The following is an 18,582-nucleotide window of genomic DNA, read 5'->3' on the forward strand; positions in this document are numbered from 1 at the left end:
AGGTATTAAAGCAATGATTGATATAGGACAACTTGTAAGAGAAGCACTACTTGAAAGCGGCTGTAATGAAGATATGCTTTCTGATTTTGATAGCCACAGTACTATAGCCTTAGATTTTGAGTCGAGACCCAGCATTTTGATTGCGCTGAGAGATGAGCATGTCGTGATGTTTGCCCGCCTCATGGAACACAATGAATATATACTTGAGCAGAGCTCCGCAAAATTACTTCAACTTCTGATGAGTGATGTGGCTTATTCAATTACGGGTAAATACCACTTGTCAGAACACGAAAACTTCACGGTGCTTAACTATATTGTTACCGAAAATGCGCTTAATAAAAATGACTTCAGTAGCGCCATTGAGGAATTCTATAACAATATTGAATTGTATATTGAGGCTCTGAAATAATGCACCGTCATGATCTTTTGCGACAGCAGGCTCATCCTTTGAAGGTTGCTGGCGCGATGATTGAAGCAAGGTTGCATAATGTTCGAATCGGGGAAATATGCGATGTCTGCAGTAGCTGGGATAAGGCATCTGTTGTCAGTCGTGCAGTCGTACTTGGATTTCGTGAAGACATCACTGTTCTGGGCGTTATAGGTTCGGTACAAGGCTTGTCAAGAAAAATGGTCATCAGTCCAACAGGTGAAGAGTTTGCTGTTAAGGTATCGTCTGCCCTCATCGGAAGCGTACTTACCCCTTCAGGGAAAGTCATCGAACGGTTTTGTGCAACCTATACTCATGATGACTATGAAGTCCGAAGCGCACAGTCATCACCGCTTCCCTGGAATGAAAGGTCACCAATCTCAACTCCGTTCCTGACAGGGGTGAGAGCTATTGATGGACTCATACGTTGTGGCCGCGGCCAGCGTATGGGCATTTTCGCCGCAGCGGGTTGCGGTAAAACGACGCTGATGCAGATGATTATTAATAATGCGGACGCGGATATTTTTGTCGTTGCGCTGATAGGTGAACGTGGCAGAGAGGTTACAGAATTTGTTAACGAGTTAAGGGCCTCCGGCTATGGCCACAAGTGTATCGTCATTTACGCAACTTCTGATTTCTCAGCACTGGACAGGGCTAATGCGGCTTCTGTCGCCATGACCGTTGCTGAGTTTTTCAGAGATAAAGGCAAAAATGTCGTTTTGTTTATGGATTCGGTTACCCGATATGCACGAGCGTTAAGAGACATTGCGTTGATGTCTGGTGAACCGCCAGCCAGGAGAGGTTATCCAGCCTCCGTATTTGAACGTCTGCCACTGTTACTTGAACGACCCGGTGCCGCCAGTGAAGGCAGCATTACCGCTTTTCTGACGGTGCTGGTTGAAAATGAAGAAGAGTCTGATCCGGTTACAGAAGAGATACGCTCAATCATTGACGGGCATATCATTCTAAGCAGAAAACTTGCAGCTAAAAATCATTATCCTGCAATTGACGTACTCAAAAGCATTAGTCGTGTCAGCCAGAGAGTAAGTTCGCAAAACGAACTCCTGGCAGCGGGCAAGTTCCGGGCATTGATGGCAGATATCGAAGAATTGCAGGTATTGATTGATTTTGGAGAATATCAGTCAGGGGTAAATCCTGAGCATGACATCGCTTATAAAAAGAAGGATCTTGTAGGTCAGTTTCTTTGTCAAAACATCAATGAGCAATGCAATGAAAATGATATGTGGAATTTAATGGATGAGGTTGTCAGCTAATATAGCTCTTGTTCATGACAGGACTGCTAATAAAATGATGCTTCAGGATGTTCTGATTGCTAAAACCACTGCGGAAATCCAGAGGCATCATGCTATGGCATCAGAATGCAATACGGTTCTGGAACAGGCAAAACATCATCTTGATTCACTGACGATTTCTGGCATGACTTCGCTGGCCGATATTTTTGATGTTAAAAAAAAACAGGGAACTGCAAAAAGACAGATAGCAGAGGTTGTAATGCGTGTTGAAGAGCATTACAAAAAAATAGAAGAACTTGAAATCACAATCGCAAATGCACGTAGAAAAAGAACTGCATTAGAAAAAAGAAAAGATAAGCTGTCATTACGTTTATCTGCATTAAACCGAAAATCAAATCTCATTATGCTTAACCAACAAGACAACGATACAGAGGAACGCATAAATTGGACAAAGTCATAGTCAAACATCATACCCAGTTTATTCCTGATTTTGAGGAAGGTAATAAAGCTGACAGCTCAAACAATAAAAAAAAGAAGTCGGACGCTGACGCCCTGGTTCCTCTGTCTGCCTATGTTGCAGAACTTCGTCATTTATTAGATGACAGTAATGATCTCAAGCCTTCAATAAAGCCATCCGAAGTTATTGCTGAGTCTCATAAGCCGGCTGGTACTCATCTGGATGTTTTACCTTCAAAAGTATCAATAAAGGAGGTTGTAACACCTCATGTTCGCCAATATCAGCATATGACGGTTAAAGAACTCCCATTAAAAGAGGATACCACTTCACCCATGATGTCTGTTGTGGCTGAAAATAAGATGACGAACGCAGTATTGCCACGCGTTTCTGAAATTACGGTGGAAGAACTAAGTTTTGAAAGTGAAGTTTTGAGCCCTTTTAAGGTGAAATCAGGAGAGTCGCTCGCAAAAAACGCTGAAAATACATTATTAATTCACCACCGTGTGCCTGAGCCAGTGACACAGCAACCTGAAACCAGGATGCAGTCTGCAGTCCCTGTGAACACATTGCCTGAGGCGAGAAGCCCGGCACCAATGATATCTCAAAATGAGCACAGCGGAAGTAAGAGCATTACTTATTCTTTTCGGCGGGTGGATGAGACCGGAAAAACGTCTGTAGATATAAACCTTTCAGGTTCTCAGGCAAACCCTGTGGCGACTATAACACCCTCATCGACCATCGTTCGTGAAAGGTTAGATGCTGCAATGAACATGCCTGATGCCCCTTCATTAACGTTGAAAGGGGAGGAACAAAAAGAGCAGCAACATCGAAATGAGCATAATGATATCTGGGACGAGGAAGAGGTATGAATGTTATCCCATTACGCCGTTATGATGGTGTTGAGTCTAAGCTGAAATTTGGGCTCGGTCATTTTATTGCCGAAGCATATGTTTCTCCTCACTCCGCGATCCCACCCGGAGCGGTAGCTGAAGTGTTCTCCGATGCAAATGGTTTGTCTGTCATTGTGGATCTCAGGTCATGGATGCAGAAAGAATGGTTAACTGCCTCAGGACTTTCTTCTGAGAAATTAAGCGCCGGTGATATCAGAGATTGTTTCCATTACAGTGATTCAGTCTGTGTGGTTAATATTGATGAACAAAGTACGGTGAAGTTGCAAGACCATCATCCGGCAGATGAAAGTGTTTTTTTACGGGATAACCTGCCACAAATAGCGACCTCGTTAGGAACGGGGTGGATTTTAGCTTTACCTGATACACGAATCAGTGCTGATGACAACATTGAATCATTATTTCCTGATTTGACGTTCAATCTTCGTCTGGTCTTAGGTGAAAGCAAACTTAAATTAAAACACATTAAAACTCTGAACGTGGAGGATGTGCTGCTTATTAGCACCCTGCGAGAAGATATTGTGTGTGACGAAAAAATTATCGGTAAATATTTCTCTGAAGGTGACGAATTTATGACAAGCTCATTGTACGAAGACATGAATGAATTTGATGACTTGACGGACATTACAAAAGTTTCTGAGCCGTACAATCAAAGAGGGATTGACAATCTGAAAGTTAATCTTGAATTTATCGTTCATCAAAAGCAGGTATCGTTGAAAGAATTGCTCAAGCTTGCACCAGGTGAAGCATTAGGAATCGGTACTGGCGGTTTGAAAAGTGTTTCTATCCATGCAAATGGTGCCCTTTTGGGTAAGGGTGAACTTGTGTGGCTTGAAGGACAGATGGGTGTAGAAATCCAGGAGCTCTATTCCGGAGTTTCAGATGGAGAATGATATTTCTCTCATTGCATTACTGACAATATCTTCTCTGGCACCCTTTTTAATAGCGGGAGGAACCTGTTATATAAAGTTCTCAATTGTCTTTATAATGGTCAGGAATGCAATCGGGTTGCAACAAATTCCTTCGAATATGACACTCAACGGTGTAGCATTCCTGCTGGCTGTGTTTGTCATGACACCCGTATTTAAAGATGGATTTGCCTATTATAAAGATAATAACCTTGATTTAAGCAAGGCAGAGCACATTGAGGATTTTGTTGATAACGGTTTTGGCGCCTATAAATCGTATCTAAAAAAATACAGTGACCCTGATTTAAGTGCTTTCTTCGAGAAAGCACAGCAGGGACGAAGTCGGGTCATTGATGCAGATGTGACAGATGAGCCCGTACAGACTGCTGAACCTTCACTTTTTTCACTTTTACCTGCATACGCATTAAGTGAGATTAAAGATGCGTTCCGGATTGGATTTTATATCTACCTGCCGTTCGTTGTAATTGATTTGTTAATCTCGAGTGTATTGCTCACTTTGGGGATGATGATGATGAGCCCGGTGACAATTTCAGTCCCCGTAAAATTACTTTTGTTTGTGGTAATGGACGGCTGGGGCCTCATTTCAACCGGACTTATCGAGCAATACCTCTCGCTGGGAAGTCAATAAATGAATGAGATCATTTATGCAGGTAATAAAACTATCTGGCTCGTATTGATTTTATCAGCAGTACCCGTGATTGTCGCAACCACAATAGGATTACTGGTAGGTCTTTTCCAGACAGTTACTCAGTTGCAGGAACAAACACTTCCTTTTGGTGTTAAGTTGTTAGGGGTGTGCATATGCCTTTTCCTGTTATCGGGATGGTTTGGCGATGTTCTGCTTGAATTTAGCTATGAAGTAATGAATTTTGCGTTGAGAAAAAATGGCTGAGGGATTTCAACTCTTTTCTGAATTTCATTACTGGATTTATGGTGTTGTTCTTTCATCGGCAAGACTATTTCCGGCTTTTTTATTATTTCCATTTTTCAGTAACTCGGTGGTAACTGATTTTTCTAAGTATCCCATCGTTTTTATCGTTGGAGCTGTTCTGTGGCCATATTCTGGTGAGTTTATCGGTAGCATTGAGCCAATTTTGTATATCGGCTTGTTAGTTAAAGAACTTATCACAGGGCTGATCATCGCGATGTTCATATGCCTGCCAATCTGGGTCATGCACGCCGCGGGGAGCTATATAGATAATCAGCGAGGTGCGACACTAAGTAGCTCCCTGAGCCCTTTAAGTGGGGTGGATTCATCCGAGTTGGCTAACCTGTTTAATATATTCGCTGCTGCTTTGATACTGGAGTCAGGCGGACTGGTTATCTGGCTTGATATGGTAACGAGAAGCTATGTATTCTGGCCTCCAGATGTACTGACTATTCCTTCACTGGAAGAAATTACAGGTTATATTACGATCATGATGCTTCAGGCAATACGGCTATCGGCACCCGTAATCACGATGTTTCTTGTTGCTGAAGTTTTGCTTGGACTCCTGGCGCGCTACACGCCGCAGCTAAATGCGTTTGCGCTGGCTATGACAGTTAAAAGTATGATCGGTTTTGGGATCCTGACGTTATATTTTTCACCTTATTTGCCCGCAGAAATCATTAAATTATTAACTTACTTATCGATTGATACGCTTAAATGAAATTATATGTCCTCTAATAAAACAGAAAAACCGACTCCGAAAAAAATAAGAGATGCGGCTAAAGAAGGTCAAACTTTTAAAAGTAAAGATCTCATCGCTACATGTCTCACCTTAATCGGTCTTGAGTCGCTGTTACTAACGATTTCTCTGGATGAATTAAAATATGTACTAAGAGTGGCGTCTGAATCTCATTTTACGCTTTCCGCTCATTCATATGCATTAATGTGCCTTACGCTGGGGGCAAAGATCTTAATTCCTGTTCTGATGATGGGGATTGTTGCAACGGTTTTACCCGGTCTGATTCAGACCGGTGCAAAGCTCGCGCTTAAAGCGTTGAAAATCAAATTTGACTCACTTAACCCTGTTAAGGGTATTAAAAAAATATTTAATATCAGGACAGTAAAGGAATTTGTTAAAGCCTTGCTTTTTCTGATTGCATTCTGGATCACGGCCACGCTTTTTTGGGATGAAAACAAAAAGGAAATCATTTCACTTATCTATGCTGATGCCAATAGCGAATTCGCTATTTGGGGAAAGTTGTTACATTCATTACTGATGTTCTTCCTGGGGAGCATCATAATCATTGTCATGCTTGATTGTATAGCTGAGTTTTTTATTCACCTCAAAGGATTGAAGATGGACAAAAAGGAAGTCAGACAAGAGGATAAGGAACTTAATGGTAATCCTGAAATAAAATCGAAGCGTAGAGAATTACATCATGAGATGCTTTCGGAAGAGATGAGATCTACCATTAAAAAATCTAATGCCGTCATTGTCAACCCAACACATATAGCTGTGGGTATTTATCTCAATAAAGATGTTACGTTTATCCCTTTCATCTCGTTGATTGAAACCAATGCTACAGCGCTTGCTGTAAAACGGTACGCTAAGTCAGTGGGTACCCCAGTAATTGAAGATATCGCATTGGCTCGAAAAATATATGCAACACATTCTGTTAATCATTTTATTAATATTGAATGCTTTAAGCCCGTTATGGACATTCTCATATGGCTCCAGTCGGTTGAAATGGAATGGATTGAGTCAATGCTGAGTAAACCCGTTCAGCCAGACAGTAGCGATGAGCCTGTTACAGTTGAGCAGGAAAGTTCGTCAGAACTCCAGCGACATCCTGTAGAGCTGGCGTGTTCAAAGCCCATTGAGACTGGGCCCGCAACCGTAAATGACTCTTCTGAGAAGGAACGCAGGTCGTAATTATTATGAGCGTTATTTATGCGCACCCACCAAAGATGTCTGTTTAAATTTACCCTACATCGGGGGTATAGAAGTCAGGAGTGTGAGATGACACAAGAAAAAAATGAACATCAAGGTAATGATGTTGCCCAGATGGCCTCGATGCTGATGGAGTATGTGCAAAAAGGAGTAATGTTAAAAGATATTGAAGGCGTATCAAATGAGTCTATGGAAGAAATGTATGCCTGTGCATACCATTTCTACCGCGAAAATAAACTTGATGAAGCCGAAAATCTTTTCAAAATGCTTTGCATGTACGATTTAAACAATGCTGATTACGTCATAGGATTAGGTGCTGTTCACCAGATTAAAAAAAATTACCAAAGAGCATGTGATTTTTATGCTCTGGCACACGTAATGGCTGTGAACGATCTGCACCCAATGTTTTACGGCGGCCAGTGTAATTTGCTCATGGGTAATACTGCTAAAGCATTGCAGTGTTTTGATATGGTCATAAGCAATAGTCAGGATGATACGTTAGTAACCAAAGCCCGTGTTTATATGGATACGATAAAATCAAATCGACCAGAGTTCCGGGAAAAATAAAATTTAAGAGGATGCGATGAATATATCAAATCAGTTGTCCGGCATTTTCGCAACAAGAGCTGAGCAAAACGAATTGCTCACTAATGGTAAAGCAGAAAACATCAAGGTCTCACCCGAACGTGTACTGGTACCACCTACTGGCATGAGCCACGATGGGCGTGCTGAAAAACGCAACACCGGCACGGCAGGAGCCTATGCAGCTGTAGCGACGCAGGAAGATTTGGATATAGAAGAAAATAATACGGAAGAAAACGCCCCCGTATTACGAGCACCAACAAAAAATGTTGAAAAGCAGTCTATGTACAACATCTATAACTCTTTGCGCGCGTTAATGCTCAACGAGGATTCAAAAGCGGTTGATAAGTTTCAGCATTCTCTTGAGTTGTTTTCCTCATCAATGGAAGCACTGAATAAACGCGTTAAGGAAATGCTGGATGAACTGTCGGGACAGATTGATGAAGCGATGGCTGAACTCGATGGTGCCGTGTCTGAGCTCGATAATCTGACAGGGCAGGCAAATACGTTAAAAGATAAAATTACCAATCTTCAGGCAAAACTTGACCAGCTCAAAGAGCAGGGTATTCCTGAGAGCGCTGAAGAGTATCAGGCAGTCTCCGCGGCAATTAAAGAAGCTGAGGATGGTTTGCTTTCACTCGGCACGCTACTGAGTGCTGCGCGCCAGAGGGTCAGCCAGCTGTCAGATAAGGTTCTCGTTTTACAGAATAAGTTTAACACCGAGTTAGACGCTGCATTAGCAGGCCATAACAATACAGCTGCTGCTTTTCTGGATATGAAACATATTCAGACAAAAAATGAAGATCAACTCTCTGTCGGTAAACGCCTGATATATCTTATCAATAAATGTCAGGCATTTATGGCAAAGGATGTTTCAGACCGCGCTGAAGCTGAACGTCAGGCAATGGAGTTACGCTCTGAGCGCATGCACGCTCAGCAGGCTGCTCGCGTGAAAGAGAATGAGGAACAAATCCGTAAAGCGGAAGAATCTTCAAAAATTAAAAATTGCATTTCTAAGATCATTGGTTTTGTGGTTTCAGCTGTAAGCGTTGCCTTAACGGTAGTTTCAGGTGGTCTTGCATCTCCTCTTGCGGCAATAGTGCTGGGCATCACACTTGCAGACATGGCCGCTACGGCAATTACAGGTCAGTCATTCCTGGCAAAAGCGCTCTCACCCTTGATGAACCATGTCATTATGCCTTTAATGCAAGCCATGGGGAAAATTGTAGACTTCCTTCTTGATAAGACGGGCTTAGGGAAACTGCTGGAGAAAATTTCTCCAGAGCTTTATCAGACCATTAAAACGGGATTAACGCTGGCAGCAACGATCGCAGCTGTCATTGCTGCAGCTATCCTGTTGAAGAGTGCTGCCACGCAAATTGGAAAAATGATCGAGCCTTTGACAAAAGCAGCCACAGAACAGATTTCCAAAATGATGTCTCAGGTTGCGAACAAAATACCAGAATTCATGAAGAATGCTGGCAAATCTTTTAAAGATTTGAATAGTAAACTCACCTTAAAAAATCATGATAGTTTGATTCGTTATACTACGACCGGTAACGAAGCACTTGGTTTCAGTGGTGTGACCCTGAAAGCTGTCAGTGATGTACAGCAGGGGCTGGCAAACCAACGTTACGAAAAATTCAATGCTGAAAATGATATTTATCTCTTCAATAATGAAGTCGTTGAGAAAATTCAGGATGATATGCGTGAAGCCATGAAAAAAATACAGGAGTTTATGGCTAGCCTGTCACAGATGGCTACAGAAATTGTCCATAATGAAATGAATGCCAGTAATGCAATCATTAACAACCTCAAAAACATGACTAAAGCTGGTTAATGTAAATCATTTCAACAGCAAATAAGGATTAAATATGAATATTACTTATAATAATTCACTGCAATATTTAAAGCACACTGATTTAGATACTTTAGTTGACGAAAAAATTGGTGATTCGGCAGATAAAAATAAGCAATCTCAATCTAATCTCCGCAACAGCCTGAATTTATTAGCAACTGCTGTAGCTGATACGGAGGATTATAGCAGTCTGGTAAAGCCAGATAGCCACCAACACGTGGCGGGCATGATGCTTAATTTATCCAAGGACGATTTCATAAATTTTGGCAGCACAATGGCTAAGTTCATACAAATTGTTCTTGAACAAATGGAAAGAAATGAACGGCATCAAGAGGACGCTAATAAAATTAAGTCCTTTTTGAATACTATGGCCGAGCGTCTGCAAGATAAAGCGGCCGAGGATAAAGTTGCTTCAGCGATCAAGAACGCTGCAACTGCTATCGCTGGTTCATTCGTCAGTGTTGCTGCTTCCGGATTTTCTGTATCAAAAACCGGATTGGCTACCAAAAATGCTAACTCTGCAATAAAAAATTCGCGTGAAGAGTTAGCCACCATTAATCATAGTATTAAAAATCCTGTTAAAGGCACTGATATTGGCAGTCTTAAGAACCAGAAAATTAATCACCAAAACATGATTGATACGGCTGGGCGTATTTTTGAACAAAAGCGTACACAAGCTGACGCGATCAAAATGATAGGTAATCAGATAAGCATGATCACTCAGCAATCTGGAACCCTGACACATGAGCTTGCTCAGGCTGGCATTAGCAGAACTGAATTCAATATGAGCATGACGCAGAAAAGTTCTGATCATGAGAGAGAGTTAGAAAGTAAAATTTCTGAGCAAATTGAAAAGCTGTTACGTACTCTCGGTGAATATTCACGAAATGTACCGAGCGTTCGCATGTGATTTTTATAAGGCGGGCAACCGCCTTTACTTAAGGGTTTTTTTATGCAAGTTGTTAATACATTCACAACATCCTCCAGTTATATCGTTAAACCAAGTGAAATAGATAATCAGGAAGCTAGCCCTGAAAATAAAGAATCTTTGACAGTCGCGGAAGAAAATACGGCGGTTGAGAGCCCGGCTCACCGCGGATCAGCTAAACGGTTTGATGCGGCAGCCCGCCTTAAAGAATTATTTGATAAAGTATATGCGCGATTAGTTGATGTAGCAGATAAAGCACAATCTGAGCCGATGCTTTTAGCTATGCTTGAACAAAATGAATCCATCGTTTTCAAACGTGAAATATTAAAGCGTTTTAAGGATGAAGATCATGCAAGTGATCGAAACCTGATCACTCAGTTTAAGCAAAAAATTCAGGAAACAGCGGAAGAATCAGAATATCACGCATTAAAAAATCTCCATTATAGTACTTCTTCTGATATGTCTGACCAGGATATTGCAGATGCAATCAGCCAGCTTATAGATGAGATGCAAAAGAATTTCCTTGATCCGTTTATGTCGGCGACGCAAAAGATGACAGCCTGGTATGAAACGCTTTCAAAACTTAACGAGTTGGTCACACAATATACGAAGCCGGGCAAGGATCCCAATGAAGTTGAGATAAACGCCAAAGCGCTTATGGATGCAATGGATAAAATGATGAGTGCTTTTGGTGACACCACCCTTTTTGAAGGAAAAAGCGCTGATGAAGCAAAGGCATGGTGTGAGAAAATGGGTGTTGGAAAGGTTGTTGGAAACAAAGTTGTTATAGATACGTCAGGCTTCCAATCCTTTAAACAAATGGCCGCTAATTTATTAGGAAACAGCAGTGATAAAAAATTATCGATGACGGAGTGGAACAACTTTAAATCTTCCATGGACACCTTTTTACAGCGTGAACAGGGAAGGGTTAATAAAATATTCAGTCAGCTTGAATACTACAATAAACTTTTAACGAACGTTCGTGAGGTTTTGGCTGAGTTTATTACTAAAGTGACTGAGACAGCTATGCGATTTGTTCACATATAAAACTAAATGGTTTTAATTCCATTTTTATTAGGTGTTGAAATTGCGACCTGATTTAACATATGCCATTTAAAAGTTGAGAGTTGCCAGTTTGATAGGGGGCTAATCCTTATTAAACCCAGGGTAACTCTCATGTTTCATGCTACCAGTCCCTCTATCTTATATAAAACAGGTTGCGCAAGTTGGCTGAAAAACTCAGTGAGTATTCATAGCCTGTAAAACAGGGTTTCCCGCGTAAAACATTTTATCGTACGGTGAACCTGTCTGTGAGTGTGGTGTTGATGCGTTCACCAATCCGGATCGACGCCCGCCCAACCATAAATAGTAAATATGATGCAACCTGGCGGGTAGCCTTTAAGTGGGCATGTTAAGTATCCTGCACATGGCCAGCATCTGTTCGTAATGAATTGGGTATACGAGCTTTTTGTTTCTTATAACATGACATCCGTTCTCCCTGGATACGTCATGCCCCTGTTAACCAAAAAGCATCGAGCTGCCTTGACGATAACTGACTAAGCAACGCTTACAGTCGCGCTAACGCATAATCAGGGCTTGTGATCTAATTGATTCCGCCATCCAGATGCTTTCTAAGCGTCCGGTGAACTCACGTGGCGCAGCAACGTGAGTTATGATCTTAGCTTGAGGTGTTGTTTCCGGTACCGAAGGCCCGGATGCGGGCGGGTAAGATGAGGTACTGCAGCAGCTCACGCAGTTTTGACCGGCGCCACGACGGCAACTTCTCCAGCACGTCGCGCAGCCACGCTTGCGGCTCGAGGCCGTTCAGACGCACCGTGTGCACCAGCTTTTGCAGGTCCGCCAGCCGCCCCGCAGCAAGCCCGCAAACAGCCAGTTCTTCCTGCCTACCGCCACCGGACGTAACATCTGCTCACACCGGTTGTTGTCAGGCGGCACCAGATCCTCATCAAGATAAGCCAGCAGCGACGACCACCTCTATAGCGCGTACATGACGGCCCTGTGCAGCGCGCCGCCCAGGCTGGACGCTGACTGCGTGGCCAGCAGCCCGCCTCCCGGATAGCGGAGGCCAGGAGTGCACTGAACCCCAAAAGTTGTATGCAACTGATGATGATGCATTTTATGTCCAAAGCTAAATACTCGCCTGAATTGCAAATAGCAGTTGTTAAGTACTGCTTTCACACAAGTTGAGTTCACCTGACGCGTACTCTTTTCTCTGTGTGAGTGCGTAAGAGAGAAGGTGTGTAAACCGGGCACCCCCCCTCCTGGCGCCTCTTTTTCTTCTGATGCCCTCTATTAATGGGTTTACCTACTGTTGTTTAACGTCATGTAATTGTCAGATTTGTTATAAATGGATCTAATTATGGGTCTTATTTCCTGTCTTCAATGAACCTGAAAACATGCACTTAGCTGTTTTTTTAATGTAATTATTTTCGTCAGCGCTCATTTTCCCTCCGTTTCCTGCCGTTGTTCCTGTGCAGAATTCCACTATATATTCCCGCCGGCTCACGCCTGGAAAGTGTGCCCTGATGTGCTTTCCGCACCATTTTTACAAGGAGTTATCATGAGTAATTCTTACCAGAATGAAATTCCCAAAGCCCGAATTAACCTGAAGCTTGACCTGCATACCGGCTCAGCAGCTAAAAATACCGAGCTGCCGCTCAAACTGCTGGTGACCGGCGATTTCAGCAATGGCGCAGAAGATCGCCCTCTGTCTGAACGCGAAAAAATTAACGTCAATAAAAATAACTTCAACAGCGTGCTGGCTGATATCGCACCAGCAGTTTCTTTTGCCGTGCCAAATACGCTGGCCGGCGACGGCAGCGAAGATAACGTGGCGCTTAACTTCCGCGACATGAAGGACTTTGAGCCGGAACAGGTTGCGCGCCAGATCCCACAGTTGCGCGCCATGCTGGCGATGCGCAATCTGCTGCGCGACCTCAAATCCAACCTGCTTGATAACGTCACCTTCCGCAAAGAGCTGGAAGCCATCCTGAAAGATCCCACTCTCAGCGATGAACTGCGTACCGAGCTTTCTGCACTGGCCTCCGTACAGGCCTGACATCCCCGTAATGGACTATTAAGAGAGAATATTGATGCCCGTTCAGAAAAAGAAACCGTCTTCCGGCGAGACCGCCGTGCTGGAGCGTCCTGTTGAAGGGGGCGTCTATGCTTCACTGTTTGAAAAAATCAACCTCAATCCGGTATCGGAGTTAAGCGACCTGAATGTCTGGCAGGACAGCCAGGCGATGTCTGACGCCACCGCCGACGAGCGCGTGACCGCAGCCATGCAGGTGTTCCTGACGCGCCTGAAAATCAGCGGCGCAAAAGTGGAGAAGCTGGATAAAAACCTGCTGGATCACCACATCGCCGAGCTGGACCGCCAGATCAGCCGCCAGCTCGATGCGGTAATGCATCACGATGAATTCCAGAAGGTGGAATCAACGTGGCGCGGCCTGAAGTCGCTGGTGGATAAAACCGACTTCCGTCAGAACGTAAAAATTGAAGTGCTGGACGTGTCGAAAGACGACTTGCGTCAGGACTTCGAAGATGCGCCGGAAATCATCCAGAGCGGCCTTTACCTGCAAACTTATGTAGCGGAATACGACACGCCGGGCGGCGAGCCGATTGGCGCGGTAATTTCTGCCTACGAGTTCGATGCTTCCGCGCAGGACGTGGCGCTGCTGCGTAACCTGTCGAAAGTGGCTGCCTCGGCGCACATGCCGTTTATCGGTTCGGTCGGCCCGCAGTTCTTCCTGAAAGAGTCGATGGAGGAAGTGGCGGCGATCAAAGACATCGGCAACTACTTCGACCGCGCGGAATACATTAAGTGGAAATCGTTCCGCGATACCGACGATGCGCGCTACATCGGCCTGACCATGCCGCGCGTGCTGGGTCGTCTGCCGTACGGCCCGGATACCGTGCCGGTGCGCAGCTTCAACTACGTCGAAGAAGTGAAAGGCCCGGACCACGACAAATATCTGTGGACCAATGCCTCGTTCGCCTTCGCCGCCAACATGGTGCAGAGCTTCATCAGCAACGGCTGGTGCGTGCAGATTCGCGGCCCGCAGGCGGGTGGCGCGGTGCAGGACCTGCCGATCCATCTCTACGATCTCGGCACCGGCAACCAGATGAAAATCCCGTCCGAGGTGATGATCCCGGAAACCCGTGAGTTTGAGTTCGCCAACCTCGGCTTCATCCCGCTTTCGTACTACAAGAACCGCGATTACGCCTGCTTCTTCTCAGCTAACTCGACGCAGAAACCGGCGCTGTACGATACCGCGGATGCCACCGCAAACAGCCGCATCAATGCGCGTCTGCCGTACATCTTCCTGCTGTCGCGCATTGCGCATTACCTGAAGCTGATCCAGCGCGAAAACATCGGCACCACCAAAGATCGCCGCCTGCTGGAGCTGGAGCTGAACACCTGGGTGCGCGGTCTGGTCACCGAAATGACCGAACCGGGCGACGAGCTGCAATCTTCACATCCGCTGCGCGATGCGAAAGTGCTGGTGGAAGATATCGAAGACAACCCGGGCTTCTTCCGCGTCAAGCTGTTCGCGGTGCCGCACTTCCAGGTGGAAGGGATGGACGTGAACCTGTCGCTGGTGTCGCAGATGCCAAAAGCTAAAGCGTAAGGCGGAACTCAGGGATGAAAACAGAACAACCACTCTGGGGCCGGGGCACCCTGATCTCGCCCCAGCACTTTCAGCAGCAGTCCGCCTGGCAGGCGTGGCACAGCGAGTGCATCGCGCGCATGGGGCTCAATCAGCCGTGGGGGGTGCTGCAGGCGGAGTTTGAGCCTGAAGCACTTAAACTCGGTCGTTTGCAACCGCGTCATCTCCATCTGCGCTTCAGTGACGGCACGCTGGTTGATACGCACAACGCCGATCCGCTGCCACCCACGCTGACGCTCGCGGCGGAGCAGAAAGAAGTGACGGTTGTTCTGGCGCTGCCGCAGCTCTATGCCAACGGCGGCAACTGCCTGCAGGAGAGCGACGTGGCCGAGCGCCCGGTGCGATTCCGCCAGCGCTGGCGCGATATCCGCAACCTGTTCGGGGATGACACCCGACAGATTGCGGTATTGCAGCCTGAACTGACGCTGCGTTATGCACATCAGGACAACAGCGACTGGCTGACCTGTCCGGTGGCGCGTCTGCAGCAGGATGCGCAGGGCGGCTGGGTGCTGGACAGCCAGTTCCTGCCGCCACTTTTGACGCTGCAATCCAGCCCGTGGCTGGTGACAGCACTTGAACAGCTGGTGACGCAGCTGGGTGCCCGTCTGGTACGCCTGATGGCGATGCGCCGTGAAAGCAACCAGCGCATGGCCGATTTTGCCGTCGCCGATGTGTCGCTGTTCTGGCTGCTCAATGCGCTCAACAGTGCCGAACCGGTGCTGGCTGATTTTCTGCGCCATCCGCAAAGCCCACCTGAACGGCTTTATCCGGAGCTGGCGCGGCTGGCGGGCAGTCTGCTGACGTTCTCGCTGGAGCATCAGGTGAGCGCCATTCCGGCTTACCGCCACGACAACCTTAATGAGGTATTTCCGCCGCTGTTCAGCCTGCTCGGCACGCTGCTGGAGGCGAGTCTGCCTTCGCGCATGGTAGCGATTGAAATGACACACGATCGCCGGCTGCGTCAGTGGCAGGCGCGCCTTAGCGATCCACGCCTGCGCGAGGAAGCGGATTTCTATCTCTCCGTGCGCTCGACGCTGCCGGTTGCGCAGTTGCAGGAGCAGTTCCCGCGCCAGTGCAAAGTGGGCAGCCCCGATGACGTGATCGCGCTGGTCAACAGCTCGCAGCTGGGTATTCCACTGAAACCGCTCAGCCATGTGCCGGCCGCCATTCCGCTGCGACTGGAGAATCAGTATTTCACGCTGGATCTGTCGCATCCGGCGGCACGCGCCATGCTCGAGAGCGGCAGCTGCATGTTTTACGTCCCCGGCACGCTGGGTGACCCGGAACTGGAACTCTTCGCGGTGCTGAAATCATGAGTACAACATCACAAACCCCGGATATTGATGCGCTGCTGCAAAACACATGGCTGCAGGTGATCAGCCTGCGTCACGGCCCGGAATTTGCCGACGGCGAAGGGCTGGCGCTGTGGCAGCGCTGCGTCGCTGATGCGGAGCGCGTGCAGCTGGCGCTGCGTGAAGCTGGAGTAAGCCGCGAAAGTCGCCATGACATTCTGCTGGCGCAGTGCGCGCTGCTGGATGAGGCGGTAAAAGGGCGCGGCGTGCAGGATGATGCCTGCCTGCAGTGGTATCACATGCCGCTGCAGGGCCATTTTTTGCAAACCATGGACGCAGGCGAAACGCTGTGCGATCGCATGCAGCAGGTGCTGGCCCAGCCGGAAGCCGACGAGAGGGTGCTGACCTGCTTTCATCGCGTGATGATGCTGGGCTTTATCGGCGGGTATGTTTCGGCAGACGCACCGGCGCGCCGACAGCTGATGAGCGCGCTGACGAAACGCATCCCCCCTTTCACGCGAGCGGCGGATGCGCCGTTGTTATCGCTGGCAAGCGGTGGGCTGCGCGCGGGCTGGCTCAGTAGCTGGCCTGCACGTCTTGGCCTGACCGCTGTGCTGCTGGTGGTGCTGTGGTGGGGACTTGATCACAGGCTTGATCACCTCATCACAACACTCCTGCCCGGAGTAAAGGAATGACGCCGCTAATGCATCGTCTGCTGGCGCTCTGGATCTGGCTACTCTGCGCCGCGCTTTGCCTGCTGTTTCTTCCGCTTGCGCGCAGCGCGGCTATTTTGCTGTTCGTGTTCGTGACGCTGATTATCAGCATTGTGATGCTGAAACTGGCGCGTCGTCGTATTCAGCTCACTCATGATTGCTGGGAGGGATTGCCGGACGCTACGTTTAGCCAGCCGGTCGTATTGTGCTGCGGCCCAAGTGGCCTCTGCGATGAAGAGCCGGTACGTATCCTGCCGCAGGGCTGCTTTGTGCGTGTAAAAGACAGCAGTAACCTGCAGCAAGGCGTTCGCCAGCTACTGCAGCTGCGTCCGGACTGGGGAAATCAGCTTTCCATCTGTCTTAACATCACTCCGCAGCATCAGCATGACAATGTCGCATTGAAAAATGATTTATTTGTCCTGCGCTGGCAAATCGGCATGTTAAAACGCGAAACCCACCTGTCGTTGCCTCTGCTGATTAATGTGGCTATCTCCGGTGCGATGACGTTGTGCAGCGCGCCGCTGTGGCAGTTCCAGTTGGCGGGGAGCTGCCCACAAGTCTGGCTTGATGAAGGCTCTCCCCAAAATGTCAGTGAATGGCAACAGTGGGGAGGAGAAAAGGCGATACAGCAGCAAATTTTGTTCACGTCACTGGAGGCCTGGACGCGAGTGCATGTGCTGCACGTGCTGACTGACGCACACACTGATGTCGCCTCCGTGACACCGGCTGCCATCATGTTGCTTCTGCAACCCGGGATGCCTGGTAAAGGGAGCGATTCGCTATGGCATGCATGGCTGTTACAGCACACCGCCATAAGATGCGCAGATATCTCGCCGGGCACCTATCCCGAACTCCCCGAATTTATTCTCCCACTCCTGCCTCAGGGGCGCGGCCTGACACCACGCGATCGAGCCCTGAACGTAGCTGTTCATGCCTTTGCCGTGGCTGCCGTAATGGCGTTGTGTGCGGTGGCCTGGAACAACCAGTCGCTGATCCGGCGCATTGCGTTTGATCTGCAGCACTTCAGCCACATTGCCACAACGGATTACGCGCTGAAGTTGAAGGCGGTCCAGGTGCTTCGCGAAGACGCCAGTCAGCTTAACACCTATGCCCGTCAGGGGGCACCGCTCAGCCTGAATCTGGGGCTCTATCAGGGAGGACATCTGCACCTTCCGGTACTTCGCGCCATCAGTGAATGGATGCCAGAACCTGGGCTCAAACCTGCACCACAGCAGAACCTGGTGAGATTAAATGCCATGTCATTGTTTGATCCCGGTAAACCCGATCTGAAAACCGGCTCGACCAAAGTGCTGGTAAATACACTGTTCAACGTTAAGGCGAGAGCCGGCTGGCTGATTGTTGTATCCGGACATACCGATGATACCGGCAATCCTGCGCTGAATCAGCGTCTGTCTCTTAAGCGAGCGGAAGCGGTGCGCGACTGGATGCGTGACACGGGTGATGTGGATGAAAGCTGTTTCGCGGTGCAGGGCTTTGGCCAGCACCGCCCGATAGCGACAAACGACACAGCCGAAGGCCGCGCGGCCAACCGGCGTGTTGAAATCAGTCTGCTGCCCCAGGCCGATGCCTGCCAGTCAGCGGACGCAATCCCCCCGTCATCACAGGATGGTGACGGCAATTATGAAGAAAAGGAGTAACAAC

18 protein-coding genes and 1 pseudogene are annotated in these 18,582 nt (G+C 47.5%); 18 read left to right on the forward strand and 1 reads right to left on the reverse strand.

All coding sequences use genetic code 11. From position 1 onward, the window contains the following. Window positions 1-13 precede the first annotated feature (13 nt). The 13 genes from spaK to AAF463_RS25055 all read left to right on the forward strand — a co-directional run bounded on the left by spaK (window position 14) and on the right by AAF463_RS25055 (window position 11,268). Window positions 14-409: an SPI-1 type III secretion system chaperone SpaK gene (gene spaK, locus AAF463_RS24995; protein ID WP_350262604.1), complete on the forward strand. Its 396-nt coding sequence runs from the start codon at window positions 14-16 to the stop codon at window positions 407-409. Continuing rightward, window positions 409-1,701, forward strand: coding sequence for a type III secretion system ATPase SctN (sctN, locus tag AAF463_RS25000; RefSeq protein ID WP_350262605.1), 1,293 nt, complete (start codon window positions 409-411; stop codon window positions 1,699-1,701). The genes spaK and sctN overlap by 1 nt, the downstream gene beginning before the upstream one ends. A gap of 34 nt (window positions 1,702-1,735) precedes the next feature. After that, on the forward strand, window positions 1,736-2,140 hold the full coding sequence (locus AAF463_RS25005; protein WP_350262606.1) for a hypothetical protein: 405 nt from the start codon (window positions 1,736-1,738) through the stop codon (window positions 2,138-2,140). Continuing rightward, entirely contained in the window at window positions 2,125-3,006 is an 882-nt protein-coding gene (locus AAF463_RS25010) for a hypothetical protein (RefSeq protein ID WP_350262607.1), read from the forward strand. The genes AAF463_RS25005 and AAF463_RS25010 overlap by 16 nt, the downstream gene beginning before the upstream one ends. Next, complete coding sequence (locus AAF463_RS25015) at window positions 3,003-3,938, forward strand: FliM/FliN family flagellar motor switch protein (RefSeq protein WP_350262609.1); 936 nt, start codon at window positions 3,003-3,005, stop codon at window positions 3,936-3,938. Before AAF463_RS25010 ends, AAF463_RS25015 begins: the two co-directional genes overlap by 4 nt. After that, window positions 3,928-4,602: an EscR/YscR/HrcR family type III secretion system export apparatus protein gene (locus AAF463_RS25020; RefSeq protein ID WP_350262611.1), complete on the forward strand. Its 675-nt coding sequence runs from the start codon at window positions 3,928-3,930 to the stop codon at window positions 4,600-4,602. Before AAF463_RS25015 ends, AAF463_RS25020 begins: the two co-directional genes overlap by 11 nt. Next, the gene (locus AAF463_RS25025; RefSeq protein WP_350262612.1) at window positions 4,603-4,866 is read left to right on the forward strand and encodes an EscS/YscS/HrcS family type III secretion system export apparatus protein; all 264 of its coding nucleotides are present in this window, start codon (window positions 4,603-4,605) and stop codon (window positions 4,864-4,866) included. Beyond that, window positions 4,859-5,623 (forward strand): type III secretion system export apparatus subunit SctT, encoded by a 765-nt coding sequence (sctT, locus tag AAF463_RS25030; protein WP_350262613.1) that lies wholly within the window; start codon window positions 4,859-4,861, stop codon window positions 5,621-5,623. Before AAF463_RS25025 ends, sctT begins: the two co-directional genes overlap by 8 nt. 6 nt (window positions 5,624-5,629) lie before the next feature. Beyond that, a complete protein-coding gene (locus AAF463_RS25035; protein ID WP_350262614.1) occupies window positions 5,630-6,835 on the forward strand; it encodes an EscU/YscU/HrcU family type III secretion system export apparatus switch protein in 1,206 nt (401 codons plus the stop codon). 87 nt (window positions 6,836-6,922) lie between these two features. Next, window positions 6,923-7,420, forward strand: coding sequence for a SycD/LcrH family type III secretion system chaperone (locus tag AAF463_RS25040; RefSeq protein ID WP_350262615.1), 498 nt, complete (start codon window positions 6,923-6,925; stop codon window positions 7,418-7,420). Between the two features lie 16 nt (window positions 7,421-7,436). Further along, window positions 7,437-9,275, forward strand: coding sequence for a type III secretion system translocon subunit SctE (gene sctE / locus AAF463_RS25045; protein WP_350262616.1), 1,839 nt, complete (start codon window positions 7,437-7,439; stop codon window positions 9,273-9,275). A gap of 34 nt (window positions 9,276-9,309) precedes the next feature. Continuing rightward, complete coding sequence (locus AAF463_RS25050) at window positions 9,310-10,203, forward strand: hypothetical protein (RefSeq protein WP_350262618.1); 894 nt, start codon at window positions 9,310-9,312, stop codon at window positions 10,201-10,203. A gap of 42 nt (window positions 10,204-10,245) precedes the next feature. Beyond that, complete coding sequence (locus AAF463_RS25055; protein ID WP_350262619.1) at window positions 10,246-11,268, forward strand: IpaD/SipD/SspD family type III secretion system needle tip protein; 1,023 nt, start codon at window positions 10,246-10,248, stop codon at window positions 11,266-11,268. 631 nt (window positions 11,269-11,899) lie between these two features. Here the strand turns inward: AAF463_RS25055 and AAF463_RS25060 are convergent. Then, window positions 11,900-12,285 (reverse strand): annotated as a pseudogene (locus tag AAF463_RS25060) (transposase); the annotation flags it as partial. Window positions 12,286-12,802: 517 nt separating this feature from the next. On the opposite strand from AAF463_RS25060, the gene tssB reads away from it, so the two are divergent. From tssB to AAF463_RS25085, 5 genes are read left to right on the forward strand one after another with little or no spacing between them, the layout of a single operon-like run. Continuing rightward, window positions 12,803-13,300 carry a type VI secretion system contractile sheath small subunit gene (gene tssB / locus AAF463_RS25065; protein ID WP_350262620.1) on the forward strand — a complete coding sequence of 166 codons (498 nt, stop codon included), beginning with the start codon at window positions 12,803-12,805 and terminating at the stop codon, window positions 13,298-13,300. 28 nt (window positions 13,301-13,328) lie between these two features. Then, window positions 13,329-14,876 carry a type VI secretion system contractile sheath large subunit gene (gene tssC / locus AAF463_RS25070; RefSeq protein ID WP_350262777.1) on the forward strand — a complete coding sequence of 516 codons (1,548 nt, stop codon included), beginning with the start codon at window positions 13,329-13,331 and terminating at the stop codon, window positions 14,874-14,876. A 14-nt stretch (window positions 14,877-14,890) separates the two neighbouring features. Beyond that, window positions 14,891-16,231 (forward strand): type VI secretion system baseplate subunit TssK, encoded by a 1,341-nt coding sequence (gene tssK, locus AAF463_RS25075; RefSeq protein WP_350262621.1) that lies wholly within the window; start codon window positions 14,891-14,893, stop codon window positions 16,229-16,231. Further along, window positions 16,228-16,902, forward strand: coding sequence for a type VI secretion system protein TssL, short form (tssL, locus tag AAF463_RS25080; protein ID WP_350262622.1), 675 nt, complete (start codon window positions 16,228-16,230; stop codon window positions 16,900-16,902). Before tssK ends, tssL begins: the two co-directional genes overlap by 4 nt. After that, window positions 16,899-18,578: an OmpA family protein gene (locus tag AAF463_RS25085; protein WP_350262623.1), complete on the forward strand. Its 1,680-nt coding sequence runs from the start codon at window positions 16,899-16,901 to the stop codon at window positions 18,576-18,578. Before tssL ends, AAF463_RS25085 begins: the two co-directional genes overlap by 4 nt. The last annotated feature ends 4 nt before the right edge of the window (window positions 18,579-18,582 follow it).

The organism is Pantoea sp. BJ2 (genome assembly GCF_040255075.1).
In the GTDB taxonomy this organism is placed as follows: domain Bacteria; phylum Pseudomonadota; class Gammaproteobacteria; order Enterobacterales; family Enterobacteriaceae; genus Pantoea; species Pantoea leporis.

Coding starts and splice junctions, on each gene's coding strand:
- spaK (WP_350262604.1), top strand. CDS start 14: ATGATTGATATAGGACAACTTGTAAGAGAAGCACTACTTGAAAGCGGC.
- sctN (WP_350262605.1), top strand. CDS start 409: ATGCACCGTCATGATCTTTTGCGACAGCAGGCTCATCCTTTGAAGGTT.
- AAF463_RS25005 (WP_350262606.1), top strand. CDS start 1,736: ATGATGCTTCAGGATGTTCTGATTGCTAAAACCACTGCGGAAATCCAG.
- AAF463_RS25015 (WP_350262609.1), top strand. CDS start 3,003: ATGAATGTTATCCCATTACGCCGTTATGATGGTGTTGAGTCTAAGCTG.
- AAF463_RS25020 (WP_350262611.1), top strand. CDS start 3,928: ATGGAGAATGATATTTCTCTCATTGCATTACTGACAATATCTTCTCTG.
- AAF463_RS25025 (WP_350262612.1), top strand. CDS start 4,603: ATGAATGAGATCATTTATGCAGGTAATAAAACTATCTGGCTCGTATTG.
- sctT (WP_350262613.1), top strand. CDS start 4,859: ATGGCTGAGGGATTTCAACTCTTTTCTGAATTTCATTACTGGATTTAT.
- AAF463_RS25035 (WP_350262614.1), top strand. CDS start 5,630: ATGTCCTCTAATAAAACAGAAAAACCGACTCCGAAAAAAATAAGAGAT.
- AAF463_RS25040 (WP_350262615.1), top strand. CDS start 6,923: ATGACACAAGAAAAAAATGAACATCAAGGTAATGATGTTGCCCAGATG.
- sctE (WP_350262616.1), top strand. CDS start 7,437: ATGAATATATCAAATCAGTTGTCCGGCATTTTCGCAACAAGAGCTGAG.
- AAF463_RS25050 (WP_350262618.1), top strand. CDS start 9,310: ATGAATATTACTTATAATAATTCACTGCAATATTTAAAGCACACTGAT.
- AAF463_RS25055 (WP_350262619.1), top strand. CDS start 10,246: ATGCAAGTTGTTAATACATTCACAACATCCTCCAGTTATATCGTTAAA.
- tssB (WP_350262620.1), top strand. CDS start 12,803: ATGAGTAATTCTTACCAGAATGAAATTCCCAAAGCCCGAATTAACCTG.
- tssK (WP_350262621.1), top strand. CDS start 14,891: ATGAAAACAGAACAACCACTCTGGGGCCGGGGCACCCTGATCTCGCCC.
- tssL (WP_350262622.1), top strand. CDS start 16,228: ATGAGTACAACATCACAAACCCCGGATATTGATGCGCTGCTGCAAAAC.
- AAF463_RS25085 (WP_350262623.1), top strand. CDS start 16,899: ATGACGCCGCTAATGCATCGTCTGCTGGCGCTCTGGATCTGGCTACTC.